This window comes from Limnohabitans sp. (assembly GCF_046052825.1).
GTDB lineage: Bacteria > Pseudomonadota > Gammaproteobacteria > Burkholderiales > Burkholderiaceae_C > Limnohabitans.
On sequence record NZ_JAVLFP010000049.1, the window covers coordinates 122015 to 142585 of the forward strand.

At 59.1% G+C, this 20571-nt stretch carries 21 protein-coding genes; 13 read left to right on the forward strand and 8 right to left on the reverse strand.

The window, feature by feature from the left end:
- Positions 1–6 precede the first annotated feature (6 nt).
- From ACKWJN_RS08255 to gpmA, 3 genes are all read right to left on the reverse strand, one after another.
- Positions 7–759 carry a HesA/MoeB/ThiF family protein gene (locus tag ACKWJN_RS08255; protein ID WP_408595866.1) on the reverse strand — a complete coding sequence of 251 codons (753 nt, stop codon included), beginning with the start codon at positions 757–759 and terminating at the stop codon, positions 7–9.
- A gap of 18 nt (positions 760–777) precedes the next feature.
- Positions 778–2235 carry a S41 family peptidase gene (locus ACKWJN_RS08260; protein ID WP_408595868.1) on the reverse strand — a complete coding sequence of 486 codons (1458 nt, stop codon included), beginning with the start codon at positions 2233–2235 and terminating at the stop codon, positions 778–780.
- Positions 2236–2313: 78 nt separating this feature from the next.
- Positions 2314–3057: a 2,3-diphosphoglycerate-dependent phosphoglycerate mutase gene (gene gpmA, locus ACKWJN_RS08265; RefSeq protein ID WP_408595870.1), complete on the reverse strand. Its 744-nt coding sequence runs from the start codon at positions 3055–3057 to the stop codon at positions 2314–2316.
- Positions 3058–3156: 99 nt separating this feature from the next.
- Between gpmA and ACKWJN_RS08270 the strand changes: the two genes are divergently transcribed.
- From ACKWJN_RS08270 to ACKWJN_RS08285, 4 genes are all read left to right on the forward strand, one after another.
- A complete protein-coding gene (locus ACKWJN_RS08270) occupies positions 3157–3564 on the forward strand; it encodes a rhodanese-like domain-containing protein (protein WP_408595872.1) in 408 nt (135 codons plus the stop codon).
- A gap of 20 nt (positions 3565–3584) precedes the next feature.
- Positions 3585–3842: a glutaredoxin 3 gene (gene grxC, locus ACKWJN_RS08275; RefSeq protein WP_408595874.1), complete on the forward strand. Its 258-nt coding sequence runs from the start codon at positions 3585–3587 to the stop codon at positions 3840–3842.
- A gap of 79 nt (positions 3843–3921) precedes the next feature.
- Positions 3922–4353 (forward strand): protein-export chaperone SecB, encoded by a 432-nt coding sequence (gene secB / locus ACKWJN_RS08280; protein ID WP_408595876.1) that lies wholly within the window; start codon positions 3922–3924, stop codon positions 4351–4353.
- A gap of 32 nt (positions 4354–4385) precedes the next feature.
- Positions 4386–5381, forward strand: coding sequence for an NAD(P)H-dependent glycerol-3-phosphate dehydrogenase (locus ACKWJN_RS08285; RefSeq protein WP_408595878.1), 996 nt, complete (start codon positions 4386–4388; stop codon positions 5379–5381).
- Positions 5382–5465: 84 nt separating this feature from the next.
- Here ACKWJN_RS08285 and panC read toward each other — a convergent pair whose 3' ends face one another.
- From panC to metG, 5 genes are all read right to left on the reverse strand, one after another.
- The gene (gene panC, locus ACKWJN_RS08290; RefSeq protein WP_408595879.1) at positions 5466–6332 is read right to left on the reverse strand and encodes a pantoate--beta-alanine ligase; all 867 of its coding nucleotides are present in this window, start codon (positions 6330–6332) and stop codon (positions 5466–5468) included.
- A gap of 36 nt (positions 6333–6368) precedes the next feature.
- Complete coding sequence (locus ACKWJN_RS08295) at positions 6369–7166, reverse strand: segregation and condensation protein A (RefSeq protein WP_408595924.1); 798 nt, start codon at positions 7164–7166, stop codon at positions 6369–6371.
- Positions 7167–7240: 74 nt separating this feature from the next.
- Positions 7241–7444 (reverse strand): DUF3460 family protein, encoded by a 204-nt coding sequence (locus ACKWJN_RS08300; RefSeq protein ID WP_408595881.1) that lies wholly within the window; start codon positions 7442–7444, stop codon positions 7241–7243.
- Between the two features lie 28 nt (positions 7445–7472).
- Positions 7473–9140 carry a SulP family inorganic anion transporter gene (locus ACKWJN_RS08305; protein WP_408595883.1) on the reverse strand — a complete coding sequence of 556 codons (1668 nt, stop codon included), beginning with the start codon at positions 9138–9140 and terminating at the stop codon, positions 7473–7475.
- A 26-nt stretch (positions 9141–9166) separates the two neighbouring features.
- The gene (gene metG / locus ACKWJN_RS08310) at positions 9167–11311 is read right to left on the reverse strand and encodes a methionine--tRNA ligase (RefSeq protein WP_408595885.1); all 2145 of its coding nucleotides are present in this window, start codon (positions 11309–11311) and stop codon (positions 9167–9169) included.
- A gap of 78 nt (positions 11312–11389) precedes the next feature.
- Between metG and apbC the strand changes: the two genes are divergently transcribed.
- From apbC to ACKWJN_RS08355, 9 genes are all read left to right on the forward strand, one after another.
- Positions 11390–12481, forward strand: a complete 1092-nt coding sequence (gene apbC, locus ACKWJN_RS08315; RefSeq protein WP_408595887.1) for an iron-sulfur cluster carrier protein ApbC — start codon at positions 11390–11392, stop codon at positions 12479–12481.
- A 19-nt stretch (positions 12482–12500) separates the two neighbouring features.
- Positions 12501–13097: a DUF3305 domain-containing protein gene (locus ACKWJN_RS08320; RefSeq protein WP_408595889.1), complete on the forward strand. Its 597-nt coding sequence runs from the start codon at positions 12501–12503 to the stop codon at positions 13095–13097.
- Positions 13087–13716, forward strand: coding sequence for a DUF3306 domain-containing protein (locus tag ACKWJN_RS08325; protein ID WP_408595891.1), 630 nt, complete (start codon positions 13087–13089; stop codon positions 13714–13716). Before ACKWJN_RS08320 ends, ACKWJN_RS08325 begins: the two co-directional genes overlap by 11 nt.
- Positions 13643–15742: a 4Fe-4S binding protein gene (locus tag ACKWJN_RS08330; RefSeq protein WP_408595893.1), complete on the forward strand. Its 2100-nt coding sequence runs from the start codon at positions 13643–13645 to the stop codon at positions 15740–15742. Before ACKWJN_RS08325 ends, ACKWJN_RS08330 begins: the two co-directional genes overlap by 74 nt.
- Positions 15742–16365, forward strand: coding sequence for a molecular chaperone (locus ACKWJN_RS08335; protein ID WP_408595894.1), 624 nt, complete (start codon positions 15742–15744; stop codon positions 16363–16365). Before ACKWJN_RS08330 ends, ACKWJN_RS08335 begins: the two co-directional genes overlap by 1 nt.
- 156 nt (positions 16366–16521) lie before the next feature.
- Entirely contained in the window at positions 16522–16725 is a 204-nt protein-coding gene (locus ACKWJN_RS08340) for a formate dehydrogenase (RefSeq protein ID WP_100146488.1), read from the forward strand.
- A 32-nt stretch (positions 16726–16757) separates the two neighbouring features.
- Entirely contained in the window at positions 16758–19715 is a 2958-nt protein-coding gene (locus ACKWJN_RS08345; protein WP_408595897.1) for a formate dehydrogenase subunit alpha, read from the forward strand.
- A gap of 12 nt (positions 19716–19727) precedes the next feature.
- Positions 19728–20381 (forward strand): formate dehydrogenase FDH3 subunit beta, encoded by a 654-nt coding sequence (gene fdh3B / locus ACKWJN_RS08350; RefSeq protein ID WP_408595899.1) that lies wholly within the window; start codon positions 19728–19730, stop codon positions 20379–20381.
- A partial coding sequence (locus ACKWJN_RS08355; RefSeq protein WP_408595901.1) for a hypothetical protein occupies positions 20378–20571 on the forward strand: 194 nt, incomplete at its 3' end. The genes fdh3B and ACKWJN_RS08355, both read left to right, overlap by 4 nt.

A 20571-nucleotide genomic window follows, 5' to 3' on the forward strand; every position in this document is an offset into this window, starting at 1 on the left:
GTCAATTCAATGGGCTTGGCCACACACTGGGCAGCTCGGGTTGCGCTGCAAGCGCACCTCGTTCCATTCCAGGCTGCGCCCGTCGAGCATTTGCAATCGGCCGGTCAGGCGTGAACCCAAACCCGCCAGCAGCTTGACGGCTTCCATGGCCTGCAAGCTACCCACCACGCCCACCAGAGGGGCGAGCACACCCAGGGTGGCGCACTGCACTTCTTCTGGCGCCTGGTCGGGCGGGAAGATGCAGGCATAGCAGGGCGACTTGGCATCGCGCGCGTCGTACACCGCCAGTTGTGCGTCCATGCGAATGGCCGCGCCAGACACCAGGGGGACGCGGTGTTGCACGCAGGCAGCGTTGACCGCTTGGCGGGTGAGGAAGTTGTCGCAACAGTCCACCACCACTTGCACGGTGGGGACCAAAGCATCGAGTTCGGCGGAGTCGAGTTTGTGCGCCAACGCGGTCACCCGCACCTCGGGGTTCAAGGCCTGCATGGCTTGGGTGGCCGAGGCCACCTTGCTCATGCCAATACGCTCGGTGGTGTGGGCGATTTGACGTTGCAAGTTGGTGAGGTCCACCACGTCATGGTCGGCAATCGTGATGTGACCCACACCCGATGCCGCCAGATACATCGCCACTGGAGAGCCCAGCCCACCCGCACCAACGATCAACGCATGGCTGTCGAGCAAGCGCTGCTGGCCTTCCACGCCCAAGTCATCCAGCAGGATGTGGCGCGAGTAACGCAGCAGTTGGTCGTCGTTCACGGCAGGCTCACCCGTGCGTCACTTGTCTTTGGTTTCGGAGACAGGACGCTCGGTTTGTGTCTTGCTGGCCAAGACAGGCAGGCCTTTGAGACGCAGGATGGCTTGTTGCAACTGGAAGTCTTTGTCGCTGCCAAACTCGGGCGGGCGACGCTCGCTGTTGGGCTTTTTGGACTCTTCTTCCAAGCGCTTGATGGCTTCTTCTCGAGCCCGCTCGCGTTCTTTTTCTTGCTCTTTGGTGGCTTCGTTGCCTTGGCCACTTTGCAGGTGCTTGTCCAGGTCGGCTTCACGCATGCGCAGCACGGCATACGGGCTGCCCTCTGCGGTGTCGTCTAGCAGCACGTCAGGCACGATGCCCTTGGCCTGAATAGAGCGTCCGCTGGGCGTGTAGTAACGCGCGGTGGTGATCTTCAAGGCGGTATCCGCGCCCAACTGACGCACGGTCTGTACCGAGCCTTTGCCAAAGGTCTGGCTGCCCATGATGGTCGCGCGTTTGTGGTCTTGCAAAGCGCCCGCCACGATCTCGCTGGCCGATGCGGAGCCCTCGTTGACCAACACCACCAGCGGCACTTTTTTGTAAAAGCCTTTGGTGGTTTGATGCAAGCGGGCAATCGGGTCAACGTTGCTGCTGCGGTAGAACTCGGGTGCCGCTTTGTAGGCAAATTTGCTTTCGGCCATTTGGCCGTTGGTCGAGACCACCGTCACGTTGTCGGGCAAGAACACGGCCGACACGGCCACGGCAGCATCGAGCAAACCACCGGGGTCGTTGCGCAGGTCAAGCACCAAGCCTTTGAGCTTGGGGTCTTGCTTGTAAATTTCATCGAGTTTCTTGGTGAAATCTTCCACCGAGCGCTCTTGGAACTGGCTCAGGCGGATCCAGCCCATGCCGGGCTCTATCAATTTGCCTTTGACACTTTGGGTTTTGATTTCTTCACGCACGATGCTGACGGGGAAGGTGCGGTTTTCGTCCTTGCGGTAAATCGTCAACATCACCTTCGTGCCGGGTTCGCCACGCATGCGTTTGACCGCATCGTTGAGCGACAAACCCTTGACGGCGGTGTCGTCAATTTTGGTGATCATGTCGCCAGACTTCATGCCAGCGCGAAAAGCGGGGGAGCCTTCAATGGGCGAGACCACTTTGACCAGTCCCTCTTCTTGGGTGATCTCGATGCCCACGCCCACAAAACGACCGGTGGTTCCTTCGCGGAATTCTTTGAAGGTTTTTTTGTCGTAGTACTGAGAATGCGGGTCCAGGCTGGCCACCATGCCTGTGATGGCATCGTTGATGAGTTTTTTCTCGTCAACCGGCTCCACGTAATCGCTCTTGACCATGCTGAAGACGGCTGCGAGTTGCTGCAACTCTTCCAACGGCAATGGTGCCATGTTGGCGCGTGCGGTGGTTTGCAGTGACACGGTGGTCAGTGCCCCGGTCAATGCCCCGATGGTGATCCAACCTGCGATCTTGAGTTTTTGGCCCATGGTGCCCTTGCGTGTTGACGTGATGTGAATGGCTCAATATACAACGCGCCTGTCAGGCGCATGGTGTCTGCCAGGTAATTAGCCCTTGCCCTGTGAGGCCACTGCGGCAGCCGCCTTGGCTGCGGCCTCGGCGTCGCCCAGGTAGTAGTGGCGGATGGGCTTGAGGTTCTCGTCGAGCTCATACACCAGTGGAATGCCGTTGGGGATGTTCAACCCCACGATGTCTTGGTCGGAGATGTTGTCCAAGTACTTCACCAAGGCGCGGATCGAGTTGCCATGTGCGGCCACCACAATGCGCTTGCCCGCCTTGATGGCAGGAGCCATGGATTCGTTCCAGAACGGCATCACGCGCTCGACGGTGTCCTTCAAACACTCGGTCAGCGGCACTTGTTCAGGCGCAATCTTGGCGTAACGTGGGTCGCCGCGCTCGCTGCGCGGGTCGGTGGCTTCCAGCACCGGCGGCGGGGTGTCGTAGCTGCGGCGCCAGATCAGCACCTGGTCTTCGCCGTACTGCTTGGCCATATCGGCCTTGTTCAAGCCTTGCAAGCCACCGTAGTGGCGCTCGTTGAGGCGCCAGCTCTTGAGCACGGGCAGCCAAGTGCAGTCCATCTCGTCCAAAGCCAGGTACAGCGTGCGAATGGCGCGCTTGAGCACGCTGGTATAGGCCACGTCAAACTGAAAGCCTTCGGCCTTGAGCAAGCGGCCTGCGTTTTGCGCTTGGGCCACGCCTGTGGGCGTCAAGTCCACATCGGTCCAGCCGGTGAAGCGGTTTTCAAGGTTCCAAGTGGATTCGCCGTGGCGGATTAAAACGAGTTTGTACATGGGTGTTTTTGAAACAAAGTCAGCTGAAGGAGTGGGCTGATTTTAGAATGCTGGACTGACACTGATTTTTCTAACAACTTCTCCTGAACTGGACCCCCCGTGAAATTTATCCTCGACAACTGGATGTTGATTGCTGTTGCACTGAGCAGCGGCTTCTTTTTGCTGCTGCCTGTGGTGCAAGACGCAGCAGGCTCTGGCATGTCACCCACCCAAGCCGTGCAATGCATGAACCGCGAAAAAGGCGTGGTCATCGATGTCTGCGGTGACGACGAGTTTGCGGCGGGCCACATCTCGGGTGCTGTGCATGTGCCGCTCGACCAGTTGGAAAATCGTTTGACAGCTGTGGCCAAAAACAAGAGCCTGCCCCTCATCATGGTGTGCGCGTCGGGCGCCCGCTCCAAACGTGCCCAAGCCGTGGCTCAAAAACTCGGCTACGAGAAGGTGCATTCCTTGCAAGGCGGACTCAAAGCTTGGAAAGAAGCTAATCTTCCTGTCACCAAAGCTTGATCATTTAAGAAAGACCCACCATGCAAGCCGTCAAGATGTACACCACCGCCGTTTGCCCTTACTGCGTTCGTGCCAAACAAATTCTTCAAGCCAAAGGGGTGGCGCACATCGAAGAAGTGCGCGTGGACACCAACCCTGACGAGCGCATGCGCATGATGGACCTGACGGGCCGGCGCACCGTGCCACAAATCTTCATTGGCGAGACCCATGTGGGCGGTTGCGATGATTTGATCGCGCTCGACAGCCAGGGCGGCTTGGTCCCCTTGCTGCAATCTTGAGCTGACATAATCTGCGCCATCCCGATTTGTTGCCCGCTTCGGTACTCACCGACGCGGGCTTTTTTGTACAAGGAAAAAAATGTCTGACGACCTCACACCCGTGTTCCAAATTCAGCGCGTCTACCTGAAAGACCTGTCGCTCGAGCAACCCAACTCGCCCGCCATCTTGACCTTGCAAGAGCAGCCCTCGGTAGATATCCAACTGGGCGTGGGCATGGAACAAGTGGCCGACGGGATTGTCGAAGTCACCGTCACCGCCACGGTGACCACCAAGTTGCAAGACAAAACCGTGTTCTTGGTGGAAGCCAAGCAAGCGGGTATCTTTGAAATTCGCAACCTGCCCGAAGACCAAATGGGCGCCGTGGTGGGCATTGCCTGCCCGCAAATCGTCTACCCCTACTTGCGCGGTAACGTGGCCGATGTGATTCAACGTGCAGGCTTTCCGCCTGTGCATTTGGCAGAAATCAACTTCCAAGCCATGTACGAGCAGCAACAAGCTGCGGCGCAGTAATTTTTTAACCCCTTTTCCACCAATCAGCCGCGATGAAAATCGCCGTTTTGGGCGCAGGTGCATGGGGCACCGCCCTGGCCATCCATGCCGGGCGGGACCATGACGTGACCTTGTGGGCGCGCGATGCAGCCCAGGCCCAGTCGATGACCGCCCAGCGCCTCAACACGCGTTACTTGCCGGGCTTGCCGTTCACCGAGGGGGTGCAGGTGTCTTCTCAGGCGCTGGGCCCTTGGTTGGCTGCACAAGACCTGGTGGTCATCGGTTCTCCCATGCGCAGCTTGCGAGGCATGCTCACGCAGTTGGCCCCCATTCTGGGCAGCAAAGTTCCGGTTGCTTGGTTGTGCAAAGGGTTTGAAGCCTCCGACCACGGTGTCGGTTGCATGGCCCATGAAGTTCGCGCCCAAGTGGCGCCTGATTTACGCGGTGGGGCTTTGAGTGGACCCAGCTTTGCGCAAGAAGTGGCCCGTGGCATGCCCACTGCTTTGGTGGCAGCCAGTGCCGACGCGCATGCACGCGAGGCCATGGTGCAAGGCTTTCACCACCACCACCTGCGCGTCTATGCCAACGACGACATCGTGGGCGTGGAAGTGGGGGGAGCCGTGAAAAACGTGTTGGCCATTGCCACCGGTTTGTGCGACGGCTTGCAGTTGGGACTCAACGCCCGCGCGGCCTTGATCACCCGTGGTTTGGCTGAAATCACCCGTCTTGGCTTGGCGTTGGGCGCCAAAGCTGAAACCTTCATGGGCCTGTCGGGCCTGGGCGACTTGGTGCTCACTGCCACTGGCGACTTGAGCCGCAACCGCCAAGTGGGTTTGGCATTGGCCCAGGGCATGAGCTTGCAACAAGCGGTGGACTCGTTGGGCCATGTGGCCGAGGGTGTGTACAGCGCCCGCACGGTGGTGCAACGGGCCCAGGCGGTGGGTGTGGAAATGCCCATCGCACAAGCCGTGGTGGCTTTGCTTGATGGCCACATCAACCCTCAGCAAGCTGTGGCGCTGTTGATGGGGCGTGACGCCAAAGGCGAGTAACAGCGAACACACGTACCTGGAGATGCATCAGCGCTGCTTGGCCGCGCACTTTTGCAATCGGCCAATGCCGCTTAACCTGGCGCCTCAAACCTCCAAGTTATCAATCAACCGCGTCTTGCCCAACTTGGCCGCACCCAACACCACCAACGGGTCATCACAAGGGCCTGTGATGGGCGAGAGGTCGTGCTGGCGGCGCACCGTCAGGTAGTCGGGCACCCAATCGCGCGCGCGCAGCGCTTGCATGGCCGCCTCTTCGGCGGCAGCCACATCGAGCACTCCTTTGGCGTTGCCGTCTCTAACCGCAGCCGCCAGGCCTTTGAGGGCGAGTGAGAGCTGAACGGCTTCGGTCAATTCAGCCTCGCTCAGGTAGCCGTTGCGTGAACTCAGTGCCAAGCCATTGGCCGCGCGGCGGGTTTCAGCGCCGATGATGTCGATGGGCAAGGCCATTTGCTGCACCATGCGGCGAATCACCATCAGCTGCTGGTAGTCTTTTTTGCCAAAGAGGGCGATGTCGGGTTGCACGCAGTTGAACAACTTGTGCACCACGGTGCTCACGCCGACAAAAAAACCGGGGCGAAAAGCGCCCTCCAAAATGTCGGCCAACTCGGCTGGCGGGTGTACCTTGAACACCTGAGGTTCGGGGTACAGGTCTTTCTCAGAGGGGGCAAACAGCACATCGCAACCGTTGGCGGCCAGCAGTTCGCTGTCGCGTTCAAAGGTGCGGGGGTAGCTGTCAAAGTCCTCGTGCGGCGCAAACTGCAAGCGGTTCACAAAGATACTGGCCACCGTCATGGCACCCGGCCCACCCGCACGCGCATCCACCCCTTGGCGTGCCATGCGCATCAGTTCCAGGTGTCCGTCGTGCAGGTTGCCCATGGTGGGCACAAAGGCGCGCAGCGTGGCGGGCTTCAAGGTGCGACGCAAGTCGGCAATGGTGTGGATGATGTGCATAGGGGGTGTCGGCAAGAAGCGCCCATGCGGGCAGCGTCAACTCGGGGTGTAGGCCAGGCGCACGTAAATGGGCGCAAAGGCCTCGGCTTGGGTGATGTCGATCAGGGTTTCTTTGGCCAGTTCGAGCAAGGCAATGAAGGTCACCACCAGCACGGGCACGCCCTGGCTCGCATCGAAGAGTTTTTCAAATTCAACAAAACGCTGCCCTTGAAGGCGACGCAACACGATGCTCATGTGTTCGCGCACCGACAACTCTTCGCGTGAAATCTTGTGGTGCTGCACCAGCTTGGCCCGCTTCAAAATGTCGGCCCAGGCTTGCTGCAACTCCACCACATGCACTTCAGGAAAACGCGGTTGCAACGATTGCTCGATGTAGACCTGTGCGCGCAAAAAGTCGCGACCAAACTGCGGCACTTCGTTGAGTTTGGCTGCGGCCAGTTTCATTTGCTCGTATTCCAGCAGGCGACGAACCAGCTCGGCGCGTGGGTCTTCGGGCTCTTGGCCTTCCGCCACCTTCTTGGGGGGCAGCAACATGCGTGACTTGATTTCAATCAGCATGGCCGCCATCAGCAAGTACTCGGCAGCGAGCTCCAAGTTGCGGCTGCGAATTTCTTCCACATAGCTCAGGTACTGGCGCGTGAGCGCCGCCATGGGAATGTCGAGGATGTTGAAGTTTTGTTTGCGGATGAGGTACAGCAGCAAATCCAGCGGCCCTTGGAAGGCCTCTAGGAAAACTTCCAGTGCATCGGGCGGGATGTACAGGTCGTGCGGCATGGTGAACAACGGTTCGCCATACAGCTTGGCCACCGCCACGTGGTCGACCACCTGGGGCATCGCCGCAGGGGCATCGGCTGCCTCAGGCAGCGTGGGTTCAGTGGGGTTCACACCAGCACCGCTTAGCCAAGGGCTCAGGCTTTGGTTTGGTAGACGTAGGGCTTTTGTGCCACGCGTGCTGCGCCAAACTCGGCCTGCGCTTCGCGGTCAACTGCCTTGTCCCACAGCAAGGCACGTCCGTCGCGTTGCTGCCCTTCAAGCAAGGGCTTTTGGGCCTTGAGTTGCTCAATGAACTGGGTGGCTTCTGAGGTGTAGGGGGCGCGCTGAAAAATAGACATGGAGCAAATTCCTTCAATTGCCGTCATTTTACCGACCGGTGGCCTGTGCCAAGCCTTGGGCCAAGTCGGGGGCCAAATCTGCCGGAGACACCAGGGCCAACAAGCCGCTGCGCTGTGCCATGTCCAAGGGCTGGTGGGCCAAGCCGCACACGATCAAGCGGACTTGTTTTTTATGACAGCCCCGTGCCAGGGCCAACAAGGCGTCGGCACCGGAGGAGTCGATGTAGATCAGGTTTTTCAAATCCAGCACCAACGCGCTACGGGGCAACGGGTCTTGCATGGCTTCCACCAATTTGACGGCACCAAAAAACAAGGCACCGTACAAGCGGTGGGCCTGCACTTCGGCTTCAAGGCCAGCCAGCATCGGAAAGTGCTGTGCCTGCACCTGCTCCGCGCGCGTCAAGCTGGAGATGCGGTAAATGAAGGTCAAGCACGCGGCCATCAGCCCCACTTCAACCGCCACGGTCAAATCCACGATCACTGTGAGTAAGAACACCGCGATCAGCGAGACGCGGTAAGGCATGCGGAATTGGCGCAGGTGCACAAACTCACGCCACTCGCCCATGTTCCAAGCCACGAACATCAAAATTGCCGACAGCGCGGCCAGCGGCACGCTGCCTGCCAAGGGGGCGGCCAACCACATGATGGCCAGCAAGGTGAGGGCATGCACCATGCCCGCGACGGGGCTGTTGCCACCGTTTTTCACATTGGTCACGGTGCGTGCAATCGTGCCAGTGGCAGGCATGCCACCAAAGAAGGGTGTCACCAGGTTGGCAATGCCTTGAGCCATCAATTCTTGGTTGGCGTCGTGGTGGTCGCCGTAGGGCGAGTCGGCCATCATTTGGTCTGCAATGCGGGCGCACAGCAGCGACTCGATCGAGCCCAGCAGGGCCAAGGTTGTGGCCGGGATCAGCAAAAACTTGGCCGTCTCCCAGCTGAAGGTGGGCAGTTGAAAGGCGGGCAAGGCATTGGGGATCGGGCCAAAGCGTGAGGCAATGGTTTCAACCTCCAATCCCAGCCAAGTGCTGGTCAGCGTCGCCCCCACCAACACCACGATAGACCCTGGGACGATGGAGAGTTTTTTGCTCACGGCGTGGTGCGCATGCAGGCGAGGCAATAGCACCTGCCACACCACCAACACGCCCAAGCACAGGCTGGCCAGTGCCAGCGCCTGCACCTTCACGGTGTGCAGGTTGGCACTCAAGGTGGTCAAAACGCCCAGAAAATCGGCGGGCACGCTGGCCACCTGCAGGCCCAAAAAGTCTTTGACTTGCGACACCATGATCAGCACCGCAATGCCGTTGGTAAAGCCAATCACCACCGCCACCGGGATGAAGCGAATCAAGGTGCCCAAACGCAAAGCGCCCATGGCCAGCAACATCAGCCCCGACATGGCGGTGGCGATCATCAAATTGGCCAAGCCATAGCGCTCCAAAATGCCGTACACGATCACGATGAAGGCCCCCGCTGGCCCACCAATTTGAACCCGGCTGCCGCCCAAGGCCGAGATCAAAAATCCCGCAATGATGGCGGTGAACAAACCCGCTTCCGGCTTGAGCCCCGACGCAATGGCAAACGCCATGGCCAGCGGCAAAGCCACCACACCCACCGTCAACCCAGCACCCACATCTTGAATCAAACGTTCGCGGCTGTAACCCGCGACGGCGTCCATGAGCTTGGGGCGAAAAGTAGCCATCAAAGTTAATGGGGGTCAGAACCTAATTAATGGATACGCATGCCGGCTTTGGCACCAGGCCAAGGTTGCAGCACAAAGATGCCGGGTTCGGCTTTTTCGTCGGCGTGGCTGGCCGCGAGCACCATGCCTTCAGACACACCAAATTTCATTTTGCGAGGTGCCAGGTTGGCCACCATCACCGTGAGTTTGCCCACCAAGTCTTCAGGCTTGTACATGCTGGCAATGCCGCTGAAGACGTTGCGTGTTTGGCCCTCGCCCACATCGAGGGTGAGGCGCAGCAACTTGGTGCTGCCTTCCACGGCTTCGCAGTTCACGATCTGTGCAATGCGCAGATCAATCTTGGCAAAGTCGTCGATGGAGATGGTGGGGGCGATCTCTTCGCCGCCTGGGGTGACTTTTTCTTCCACCACGGCGGGTGGCTCAAACAAGGCTTCGAGTTGTTCGGGGGTGACGCGTTGCATGAGGTGGGTATAGGTCCCAATGGTATGACTGCTCATACGGGTATTTGCGTCAGACCACTGCATCGGCGCTATGTTCAGAAAACCTTCAACCTGCACTGCAAGTTTGGGCAAAACGGGTTTCAGGTAGAGCGAAAGCAACCTAAAGCCTTCGACGGCAACGCTACAAACAATATGTAATTTTTCCTTGTCCTCTCCCTTTGCCAGTTCCCAGGGTTTATTTAGATCCCAATAGTGATTAAAGCCATCAGCCAACTCCATTACCTTTCTTAAACCGCGCGAAAACTCCCGGTTTTCATAGCAGTTTGCTATTTCATCAGCTGCTTTTATTGCGTTATTCATGCATGGAAGTTGAACGCTTTCTGCTCCATTTGAATTTTTGAAGGAGTCCCAAAGTGCAGCCCCCGATAGTTGTCCATTGAAATGCTTGTGAACAAATCCAACAGCACGGCTGGCAATGTTGACAAACTTACCGATCAGGTCGCTGTTGACGCGCGCCATGAAGTCCTCAGCATTGAAGTCAATGTCTTCGTTGCGGGCCGACAGTTTGGTGGCCAAGTAATAGCGCAGCCACTCGGGGTTCATGCCCAGGCTCAAGTACTTGAGCGGGTCCAGTCCCGTGCCTCGGCTCTTGCTCATCTTCTCGCCGTTGTTGACGGTGAGAAAGCCATGCACATGCACTTTGTCGGGCACTTTGCGACCACTGAATTTGAGCATTGCAGGCCAAAACAAGGTGTGAAAAGTCACGATGTCTTTGCCAATGAAATGGTGTTGCTCCAGCGCGGGGTTGGCCATGTAGGCTTCGTAGTCGACGCCACGTCGGTCAAGCAAGTTTTTCAACGAAGCCAAGTAGCCCACGGGGGCGTCAAGCCAGACATAAAAGTATTTGGCGGGTGCCCCATTGATCGCCGTATCCGGGATTTCGATGCCGAAGTAGGGCGCATCGCGCGAGATGTCCCAGTCGCCTAGGCCTTCGCTGGTGGAGCCATCGGGGTTGGTGCGCACGCTGAACCACTCTTTGACCTTGTTGGCCACTTCAGGTTGCAGTCGGGGTTTGCCGTTCTCATCGTTGCCCTGGGTCCACTTTTGCAAAAACTCCACACAGCGTGGGTCAGACAATTGAAAGAAGAAATGCTCTGAGCTTTTCAACTCAGGCTTGGCACCCGACAAGGCCGAGAACGGGTTGATCAAATCGGTCGGGGCATACACCGCGCCACACACCTCGCAGTTGTCACCGTACTGGTCGTGGGCATGGCATTTGGGGCACTCGCCTTTGATGAAGCGGTCGGGCAAAAACATGTTCTTCTCAGGGTCAAAGAACTGCTCAATCGTGCGCCGCTCAATCAGCGAGCCACCTTGGGACGCGGGGATGTCGCGCAGGTCGCGGTAAATCTGGCGCGCCAGTTCGTGGTTCTCGGGTGCGTCGGTGCTGTGCCAATTGTCAAAGGCGATGTGAAAACCATTCAGGTAGGGCTTGCGGCCCGCAGCAATGTTGGCCACAAACTGCTGTGGCGTGATGCCGGCCTTTTCAGCCGCGATCATGATGGGTGCGCCATGGGTGTCGTCGGCACCCACGAAATCGACCTGGTGCTCCTGCATGCGCTGGAACCGCACCCAGATATCAGCCTGGATGTACTCCATGATGTGGCCGATGTGGAAGTTGCCATTCGCGTAGGGCAGGGCAGTGGTGACGAAGAGCTGGCGCTGAGACATGAAGAGGAAGACCTTAGGGGAAGGAGACTGATTTTAGTTCGCTAGACTCTGACGCATTCATATTTGGAGATCTCCCCCATGGCATTGACCGAGCAGGCGCTGAGCGCAGCCCTACAAACCGTGCTCGACCCCAACACGGGCCAAGATTTTGTGAGCACCAAGGCGCTCAAAAATCTACAGATACATGGCGACGATGTGTCCTTTGATGTGGTGCTGGGCTACCCCGCCAAGAGCCAAATTGCCGACATGCGCAAGGCCTTGATTGCAGCCGCCAAGAGCGTGCCAGGTGTGGGCAATGTGTCGGTCAACATCACCACCCAGATCGTGGCCCATGCGGCTCAGCGCGGCGTGCAACTGCTGCCCCAGGTGAAAAACATCATCGCCGTGGCCTCGGGCAAAGGCGGCGTGGGCAAAAGCACCACGGCGGCCAATTTGGCGCTGGCCTTGGCCGCCGAAGGTGCCCAAGTGGGTTTGTTGGATGCCGACATTTACGGACCCAGCCAGCCCATGATGATGGGCATTGAGGGACGCCCTGAGAGCGAAGACGGCAAAACCATGGACCCGCTGGAGAACTACGGCGTGCAAGTCATGTCGATTGGCTTTTTGGTGGACCAAGACGAAGCCATGATTTGGCGCGGCCCCATGGCCACCCAGGCCCTGGAGCAGTTGCTGCGTCAAACCAACTGGAAAGACCTGGACTATCTGATCGTCGACATGCCGCCGGGCACCGGCGACATTCAACTCACCTTGAGCCAGCGCGTGCCCATGACCGGCGCGGTGATCGTCACCACCCCCCAAGACATTGCGCTGCTGGACGCCAAAAAAGGCATCAAGATGTTCGAAAAGGTGGGCGTGCCCATCCTTGGCTTGGTCGAGAACATGGCGGTTCATGTGTGCAGCAACTGCGGCCACATGGAACACATTTTTGGTGCCGATGGCGGCAAAAAAATGGCTGCCCAATATGGCATGGACTATCTCGGCGCTTTGCCGCTGGACATGCAAATCCGTTTGCAAGCCGACAGCGGCAAACCCACAGTGGTGGCCGATCCAGACGGGGAAGTCGCAGGCATCTACAAAGCGATGGCGCGCCTTGTGGCCGTGAAAATTGCGGCCAAAGCCAAAGACTTTTCGTCCAAATTTCCAAGCATCAAGATCTCCAAAGACACTTGAAGTTCAGGAATGAGCCTGCATGAGTTTTCGCCCCAGCCTACAAGTTGCCGTGGTCATGCGCCGAGAGCGCGTGCCCGGCGCCATGAGCCGGTGGCAGACATGGCGTTGGGTGTTGCACGATGTGCTGGGACACGACGTGACGCCGCATGCCGAGCACTTTGGCACTGAGCCACGCTGCGTGCGTCACACCGAGGATGAACAGCTGTGGCTGCACCCGGGCTTCACCGTCGAATTGTTTCGGGACGATGCAGAAGGCTATTACCTCAATGCCACCACACCCGCGCCCTGTTGGTTTGTGTTGTGGCGCATGGAGGAAGAACCGGGTTTGAGCGATGAGGTGATGGCGGTCCCCACCCTGGTGAGCCTGAGTTACCACGATGCGGGTCGTTGGTTGGATGCCCAAGAGAACGTTGACCCTCTGGCCGCGCCCGAAGAGGTGGTGGCTTGGATGGCCGCATTTGCCGAAGAACATTGGGTGGCCGAGGTCAAACGCCGCAGACGACCCGACAGCTTCAAACCCTTGCAAGACCGCTTTGGCAACCCCGCAGCGGTGAGCACCACCAAATGGCGGGGAGGGGGTTCGGGCTCAGGCGAGGGAGGCGCGCATGGCGGATGACGACACCCCTGCTGGATTTTTAGGCCGTTGGTCGCGTCGGAAAGCCGAAGTGCGCCAAGGCAAAACGGTGGCAGAGCCAACGCCGGCCAGTTCGCTCGGGTTGCCCCAAGGCGCCACAGACGTCACCCACGCCGCTACCTCACCGTCGCCACAGACTGAACCTGCCACCGAGGCCAAGCCCCCAGCCCCAGCACCTACCTTGGAGGATGTGCAGTCGCTCACGCCAACGTCTGACTACACGCCCTACATGGCGCACGGGGTCACATCGGACGTCAAAAACGCAGCCCTGAAAAAGCTGTTCACCGACCCGCACTTCAATGTGATGGACCGCATGGACATCTACATCGACGACTACGGCCAGCCCGACCCGATTCCCCTGGCCATGTTGAAACAAATGAATGGCGCCAAGTTTTTGAACTTGTTTGACGAAGACACTGAAACACCTGCGACGAACCTTGAGGTTGACCTGCCAACAGACGCGCCCTCTCAACTCGTGGCACAGTCCTCCCCTGCCCAAACCATTTCACCCACCGACACCCCCACGCATGACCACGCTGATTTGCGACTGCAACCGGACCCAACCCCTCGACCAGAAGGCACTGGGCCAAAGCCTGCATGAAGAGCTGACACTGCACACCGCCTTGTGCCGGCGTGAGGCGGGCGCTTTCATCAGCGCGGTGCAAAGCACCACCGACGCTGTGGTGGTGGCCTGCACGCAAGAGCAACGCTTGTTGGGTGACTTGGCTGCACAAGCACAAGCCAAAACCTCGGTCATCAAGTTCGTCAACATCCGCGAAACCGGGGGCTGGAGCCGCGACGCCAAAGACGCCACGCCCAAAATCGCTGCGCTTTTGGCGGCGGCGCACCTGCCAGATCCAGAGCCTGTGCCCACCGTCACCTTCAAGAGTGCCGGGCGCTTGCTGATCATTGGCGACATCGATGCCGCAGAGCAAGCGGCGGCCTTGTTGTCAGACGTGCTCAACGTCACCCTGTTCACCCAAGGGCCTGGAGAGGCGGGCGGGGCGCAGAGTCGCCGTTACCCCGTCTTGGGCGGGCAGGTGCTGCGTGTGGACGGCTGGTTGGGTGCGTTCCAACTCACGTGGTCCAGCAACAACCCGATCGACTTGGACATGTGCACCCGCTGCAACGCCTGTGTGGTGGCCTGTCCTGAGCAAGCCATTGGGCTGGATTACCAAATTGACCTGAGCAAATGCCAGTCTCACCGCGACTGCGTTGCCGCCTGCGGTGCGGTGGGCGCCATCAACTTCCAACGTGAGGCCGCGCCAGAAACGGCCAACTTTGATTTGGTGCTCGACTTGCGCGCCCACAGCGCCTTCAGCCGTCACGCTTTGCCGCAAGGCTATTTCCGCCAGGCCGATGCGGCCACCTTGCTGCGCTTGCGCGAGTTGGTGGGCGAGTTTGAAAAACCACGTTTTTTTGCCTACAAACAAAAGCTGTGTGCGCACAGCCGCAACGAGCAAGTGGGCTGCCAAGCGTGTGTGGACATTTGCTCAGCCGAGGCGATCAGCTCTGAACCCGCGCGTCAACAAATCAAGGTCAATCCCAATCTGTGCGTAGGCTGCGGTGCCTGCACCACGGTGTGTCCGACCGGTGCCTTGAGCTACGCCTACCCGAGTGCGCCTGAGCAGGGGGTGAAACTCAAAACCCTGCTGAGCACCTACCTGCAGGCCGGTGGCCAAGACCCCGTGTTGCTGCTGCACAGCCAAGAGGCGGGTCTGGCCTTGGTGCAGGAGATGGGCCGTGCCGCCCAGTTGCAGCTGGCCCAGGGCGTGCCCGCGCATGTGATCCCCGTCTCGCTGTGGCACACCGCCAGCTTGGGGTTGGACGTGTGGCTGACGGCCCTGGCGTATGGCGCTGCCCAAGTTGTGGTGCTGGTCACCCGCGAAGAAGCGCCGCAATATGCCGAGGGCCTGCAAGCCCAAATGAACCAGGTCCAGGCCTTGCTCGAAGGTTTGGGCTACGCCTTGCCTGGCCAACCCGTGGTGCAACTGCTGCATGCCACGCAGGCGCTGGCGTTGGACGCCGAATTGCAACGCCTGTGTACCGGCAAACAGCGACTGCGCGCCCGCATCCCCTTGGCCACCATGGCGGTGATGGCGGACAAACGCAGCAGTTTGGGTTTGCTGGTCGACCATTTGTTGGACCATGCACCCGCTTTGAAAGCGAGCCCCGCCGCTGAGGCCTTGAGCCTGCCCGCCGATGGCGCATTGTTTGGCTCGGTGGACGTGAACAAAGACAGCTGCACCTTGTGCATGAGCTGCGTCAGCGCTTGCCCGGCCAATGCCTTGCAAGACAACCAACAAGCCCCCCAGCTGCGCTTTGTCGAGAAGAACTGCGTGCAATGCGGCCTGTGTGTCACCACCTGTCCTGAAAACGCATTGCAGTTGGTGCCGCGCTTGTTGCTGACCGCGCAACGCAAAGAACTGCGCGTGCTCAACGAAACCCAGCCCTACGGCTGCGTGCGCTGTGGCAAAGCCTTTGGCACGCTCAAGGGCATCGAGGCCATGATGGCCAAACTGTCTGGGCACTCCATGTTCCAAGGCGCTGCGCTGGAGCGTCTCAAAATGTGCGGCGATTGCCGTGTGATTGACATCTACAGCTCGGGTGACGAGCAAAAAATCTGATGACCCAAGCCCCGCCTCACCTGTCCACGGCCCTGGACGAAGAAACCGCACGTGCGGAGTTGTACGGTTTGATCGCCGAGTTGTTTTATGCTCCGCCCACGCCAGCCTTGCTGGCGCAGTTGCGCGTGGCAGCCACGCAGGCGCCCAGCGCGGGTGGCTTTTTAGAAGAACCCTGGCGCATCTTGGTGGGCACCGCCCGTGAAATGGACGACACCGCCATTGCGCGCGAACACGAAGCCTTGTTTGGTGGTGTGGGCAAGCCTGAGGTGTACGTCTATGCCTCGCATTACCTGAGTGGTTTTTTGAATGAAAAACCCTTGGTGCAGTTGCGTCACGACTTGGCCGCCTTAGGCCTCACGCGCGACACGACCACCATGTCGGAGACCGAAGACCATGTGTCTTACCTGATGGAAGTCATGCGCTTCTTGGTGGCGGGTGACGATGTGGCGGTTTCTAACTTGACGCAGCAAGCCAAATTCTTTGCCGCCCATGTCCAGACCTGGGTGTTGGCTTTGAGCGACGCTTTGCAGGCCAACCCACGGGCACGTTTTTATGCCGCCTTGGCGGGCCTCACACGTGCCTTTGTGAGCGTGGAGACCCAAGGCTTTGACCTGTTGGCGTAGACCATACGCGTCAAATAAATAAGTAAAAGTTATGGGTCTTTTTTGTCGATCACTATAAATAACGCCTCTCTTGAGGTTTTTACTGACCTACGAAGGTTCTAGACCCTTTACAGTATGCAAAGTCGTGCATACCCACGATGGCTCGAGGAGATCAACATGAAAAAAGAACAAACCCAGGCGTCGCGCCGTGGATTCTTTATGGGCGCTGCAGCCGCAGGCGCTGCCGCTGCGGCAGTCACTGCACTGCCCCGCGTGAACCTGCCCACCGAGGTTGCGGCTTTGAAGCCAGCGCCAGAAAACGGTGGCGGTTACAGCTTGAGCGAACACGTCAAGCGCTACTACCAGACCACCCGTGTCTGAGTGACCCTCACCGAATTCGCAGGAGTACCCCTATGTTGCTGACCCGTAAATCTGACGCTGCCCAGTCTGGCAGTTCTGGCTTGGTGGATCGCCTGCAGCGCGGTTTGTCGCAAGCCTTGCCCACTTTGGACCGTCGTGGCTTCTTGCGCCGTTCAGGCCTGGGCGTGGGGGTTGGCTTGGCCGCCACCCAACTCAGCTTGGTGAAAAAAGCCGATGCAGCCAATGCCACCGCAGGCAACGGCACCGGCAAGATTGAAGTCAAACGCACGGTCTGCACCCACTGCTCGGTGGGCTGTGCGGTCGATGCCGTGGTGGAAAACGGTGTCTGGGTGCGCCAAGAACCGGTGTTCGACTCCCCCATCAACTTGGGCGCACATTGCGCCAAAGGTGCGGCCCTGCGTGAGCACGGTCATGGTGAATTCCGCCTGCGCTACCCCATGAAGCTGGTCAACGGCAAATACGAGCGCATCAGCTGGGACACAGCGCTGACCGAAATCAGCGCCAAGCTGCTGGAGTTGCGCAAAGCCAGCGGCCCCGATTCGGTCTACTGGATTGGCTCCTCCAAACACAACAACGAACAAGCTTATTTGCTGCGCAAGTTTGTGAGCTATTGGGGCTCCAACAACTGCGACCACCAGGCCCGTATTTGCCACTCCACCACGGTGGCCGGTGTGGCCAACACCTGGGGTTATGGCGCCATGACCAACTCGTACAACGACATGCAAAACAGCAAGGTCGCTCTGTACATCGGCTCCAACGCCGCCGAAGCTCACCCAGTGAGCATGCTGCACATGCTGCATGCCAAAGAAAACGGTTGCAAGATGATCGTGGTCGACCCACGTTTCACCCGCACAGCGGCCAAGGCCGACGAGTACGTGCGCATCCGCTCGGGCTCGGACATCGCGTTTTTGTTTGGCCTGTTGCACATCATCTTCAAGAACGGTTGGGAAGATAAGAAATACATCAACGACCGTGTGTTCGGCATGGACAAGGTCAAGGAAGAAGTGCTGGCCAAATGGTCGCCCGACAAAGTGGAAGAGGTCTGCGGCGTCAAGCCAGACCAGTTGCTCAAGATCGCCACCCTGTTGAACGAGCACCGTCCCGGCACCATCGTGTGGTGCATGGGTCAAACCCAACACACCACCGGCAACGCCATCGTGCGGGCCTCGTGCATCTTGCAATTGGCTTTGGGCAACGTGGGCAAATCGGGCGGTGGCACCAACATCTTCCGCGGCCACGACAACGTGCAAGGCGCCACCGATGTGGGCCCGAACCCCGACTCCTTGCCCGGCTACTACGGCTTGGTGGAGGGGGCTTGGAAACACTTTGCCAAAGCCTGGGGTGTGGACTTTGAGTGGATCAAGGGCCGCTTTGCCAGCCCCGCCATGATGAGCAAGCCCGGCATCACCGTCTCGCGCTGGATCGATGGTGTGCTGGAGAAGAACGAACTCATCGACCAAGACAGCAACCTGCGCGGCGTCTTCTACTGGGGCCATGCGCCCAACTCGCAGACCCGCGGTCTGGACATGAAACGCGCCATGGACAAGCTTGACTTGTTGGTGGTGGTCGATCCTTACCCTTCCGCCACGGCAGCCATGGCCGCCATGCCCGGCAAGGCCGAAGACCTCAACCCCAACCGCGCGGTATACCTGCTGCCTGCAGCCACGCAGTTTGAAACCAGTGGATCTTGCACAGCCTCGAACCGCTCGATTCAGTGGCGTGAGAAAGTCATTGAACCCTTGTGGGAGAGCCGTTCCGACCACATGATCATGTACCAGTTCGCCGAAAAACTCGGCTTTGGCAAAGAGCTGGTCAAGAACTACAAGCTGCAACAAGTCAACGGCATGGACGAGCCCATGGTGGAAGACATCTTGCGTGAAATCAACAAGTCGGTCTGGACCATTGGCTACACCGGCCAAAGCCCAGAACGCTTGAAAGCGCACATGCGCAACATGCACTTGTTTGACGTCAAGACGTTGAAGTCCAAGGGCGGCAAAGACAAAGAAACGGGTTACGACTTTGGGGGCGATTACTTCGGCTTGCCTTGGCCCTGCTGGGGCACCGCAGAGCTCAAGCATCCCGGTTCTCCCAATTTGTACGACACCTCCAAACACGTCATGGACGGCGGCGGTAACTTCCGCGCCAACTTCGGCGTCGAGCGCGAAGGCAAAAACCTGTTGGCCGAAGACGGGTCGCACTCGCTGGGTGCCGACATCACCACCGGCTACCCCGAGCTGGACCACGTGTTGCTCAAGAAGTTGGGCTGGTGGGACGAACTCACCGATGCCGAGAAAGCCTTGGCCGAGGGCAAGAACTGGAAGACCGACAACTCGGGCGGCATGATCCGCGTGTTCATGCAAAACCATGGCTGCCACCCGTTTGGCAACGCCAAGGCCCGCGCTGTGGTGTGGAATTTCCCAGACCCCATCCCGCAACACCGCGAGCCTTTGTATGGCACGCGTCCTGACCTGGTGGCCAAGTACCCCACGCACGACGACAAGAAAGCCTTCTGGCGCCTGCCCACCTTGTACAAAACCGTGCAAGACAAAAACGTGGCCGACAAGGTGCACGAGAAGTTCCCGCTCATCCTCACCTCGGGCCGTTTGGTCGAGTACGAAGGGGGCGGCGAAGAAACCCGTTCCAACCCCTGGCTGGCCGAGTTGCAGCAAGAGGCCTATGTCGAGGTGCATCCCAAGACGGCGGCGGATCGCGGCATTCGCAACGGCGAACGCGTGTGGCTGCACAGCCCCACCGGCGCACGCTTGAATGTGCAAGCCATGGTGACCGAGCGTGTGGACACGGGCACGGTGTGGATGCCTTTCCACTTCTCGGGCCGTTGGCAAGGTGCCGACATGCTGGCGCATTACCCCAAAGGGGCCGCGCCCATTGTGCGTGGCGAAGCCGTCAACACCGCCACCACCTACGGTTACGACAGCGTGACCATGATGCAAGAGACCAAGACAACGGTCTGTAACTTTGAAAAAGCTTAAGGGGACACGGCAATGGCAAGAATGAAATTCATCTGCGATGCCGAGCGTTGCATCGAATGTAACGGCTGCGTCACCGCTTGCAAGAACGAACACGAGGTGCCCTGGGGCGTCAACCGCCGCCGCGTGGTCACGCTCAATGACGGCGTGCCTGGCGAGAAATCCATCTCTGTCGCGTGCATGCACTGTTCAGACGCACCGTGCATGGCTGTGTGCCCTGTCAACTGCTTTTATCGCACCGACGAAGGTGTGGTGCTGCACGACAAAGACGTTTGCATTGGCTGCGGCTACTGCTCTTACGCCTGCCCATTCGGTGCGCCACAGTTCCCAAGTGCTGGCACTTTCGGTGTGCGTGGCAAGATGGACAAGTGCACTTTCTGTGCCGGTGGTCCAGAAGAAAACGGCAGCGAAGCTGAGTTTGAAAAATACGGCCGTAACCGTTTGGCCGAAGGCAAGCTGCCCGCGTGCGCCGAGATGTGTTCTACCAAGGCTTTGCTGGCAGGTGATGGCGACGTGGTGGCAGACATCTTCCGCACCCGCGTCTTGCAGCGCGGCAAGGGCGCTGAAGTTTGGGGTTGGGGCACCGCTTATGGCTCCAAACAAGCAGGTCAGGCACCCGCTGCGGCTGCACCCGGTGCAGCTCCAGCCGCAACCGGAGCCAAATCATGATACGCACAGTCTTGTTGATTGCCACTGCCACAGTGCTCGCTGCGTGCGGCGAAAAGCCTCAGACGGCTGGCACCCCAAAATCAGACGTAGCACCCATGATGGGTACCGGTGTTGCCGGTTACACCGCCAGTGGTTGGACCGCTGGAGACAAAGGCAGCTGGGAAAGTGCGCTCAAGGCACGCCAGCAATT

Coding starts and splice junctions, on each gene's coding strand:
- ACKWJN_RS08345 (WP_408595897.1), top strand. CDS start 16,758: ATGTTGCTGACCCGTAAATCTGACGCTGCCCAGTCTGGCAGTTCTGGC.
- ACKWJN_RS08335 (WP_408595894.1), top strand. CDS start 15,742: ATGACCCAAGCCCCGCCTCACCTGTCCACGGCCCTGGACGAAGAAACC.
- grxC (WP_408595874.1), top strand. CDS start 3,585: ATGCAAGCCGTCAAGATGTACACCACCGCCGTTTGCCCTTACTGCGTT.
- ACKWJN_RS08295 (WP_408595924.1), bottom strand. CDS start 7,166: ATGCCCCAGGTGGTCGACCACGTGGCGGTGGCCAAGCTGTATGGCGAA.
- ACKWJN_RS08325 (WP_408595891.1), top strand. CDS start 13,087: ATGGCGGATGACGACACCCCTGCTGGATTTTTAGGCCGTTGGTCGCGT.
- ACKWJN_RS08285 (WP_408595878.1), top strand. CDS start 4,386: ATGAAAATCGCCGTTTTGGGCGCAGGTGCATGGGGCACCGCCCTGGCC.
- metG (WP_408595885.1), bottom strand. CDS start 11,311: ATGTCTCAGCGCCAGCTCTTCGTCACCACTGCCCTGCCCTACGCGAAT.
- secB (WP_408595876.1), top strand. CDS start 3,922: ATGTCTGACGACCTCACACCCGTGTTCCAAATTCAGCGCGTCTACCTG.
- ACKWJN_RS08305 (WP_408595883.1), bottom strand. CDS start 9,140: ATGGCTACTTTTCGCCCCAAGCTCATGGACGCCGTCGCGGGTTACAGC.
- ACKWJN_RS08300 (WP_408595881.1), bottom strand. CDS start 7,444: ATGTCTATTTTTCAGCGCGCCCCCTACACCTCAGAAGCCACCCAGTTC.
- fdh3B (WP_408595899.1), top strand. CDS start 19,728: ATGGCAAGAATGAAATTCATCTGCGATGCCGAGCGTTGCATCGAATGT.
- gpmA (WP_408595870.1), bottom strand. CDS start 3,057: ATGTACAAACTCGTTTTAATCCGCCACGGCGAATCCACTTGGAACCTT.
- ACKWJN_RS08330 (WP_408595893.1), top strand. CDS start 13,643: ATGACCACGCTGATTTGCGACTGCAACCGGACCCAACCCCTCGACCAG.
- ACKWJN_RS08320 (WP_408595889.1), top strand. CDS start 12,501: ATGAGTTTTCGCCCCAGCCTACAAGTTGCCGTGGTCATGCGCCGAGAG.
- ACKWJN_RS08260 (WP_408595868.1), bottom strand. CDS start 2,235: ATGGGCCAAAAACTCAAGATCGCAGGTTGGATCACCATCGGGGCATTG.
- ACKWJN_RS08340 (WP_100146488.1), top strand. CDS start 16,522: ATGAAAAAAGAACAAACCCAGGCGTCGCGCCGTGGATTCTTTATGGGC.
- apbC (WP_408595887.1), top strand. CDS start 11,390: ATGGCATTGACCGAGCAGGCGCTGAGCGCAGCCCTACAAACCGTGCTC.
- panC (WP_408595879.1), bottom strand. CDS start 6,332: ATGCACATCATCCACACCATTGCCGACTTGCGTCGCACCTTGAAGCCC.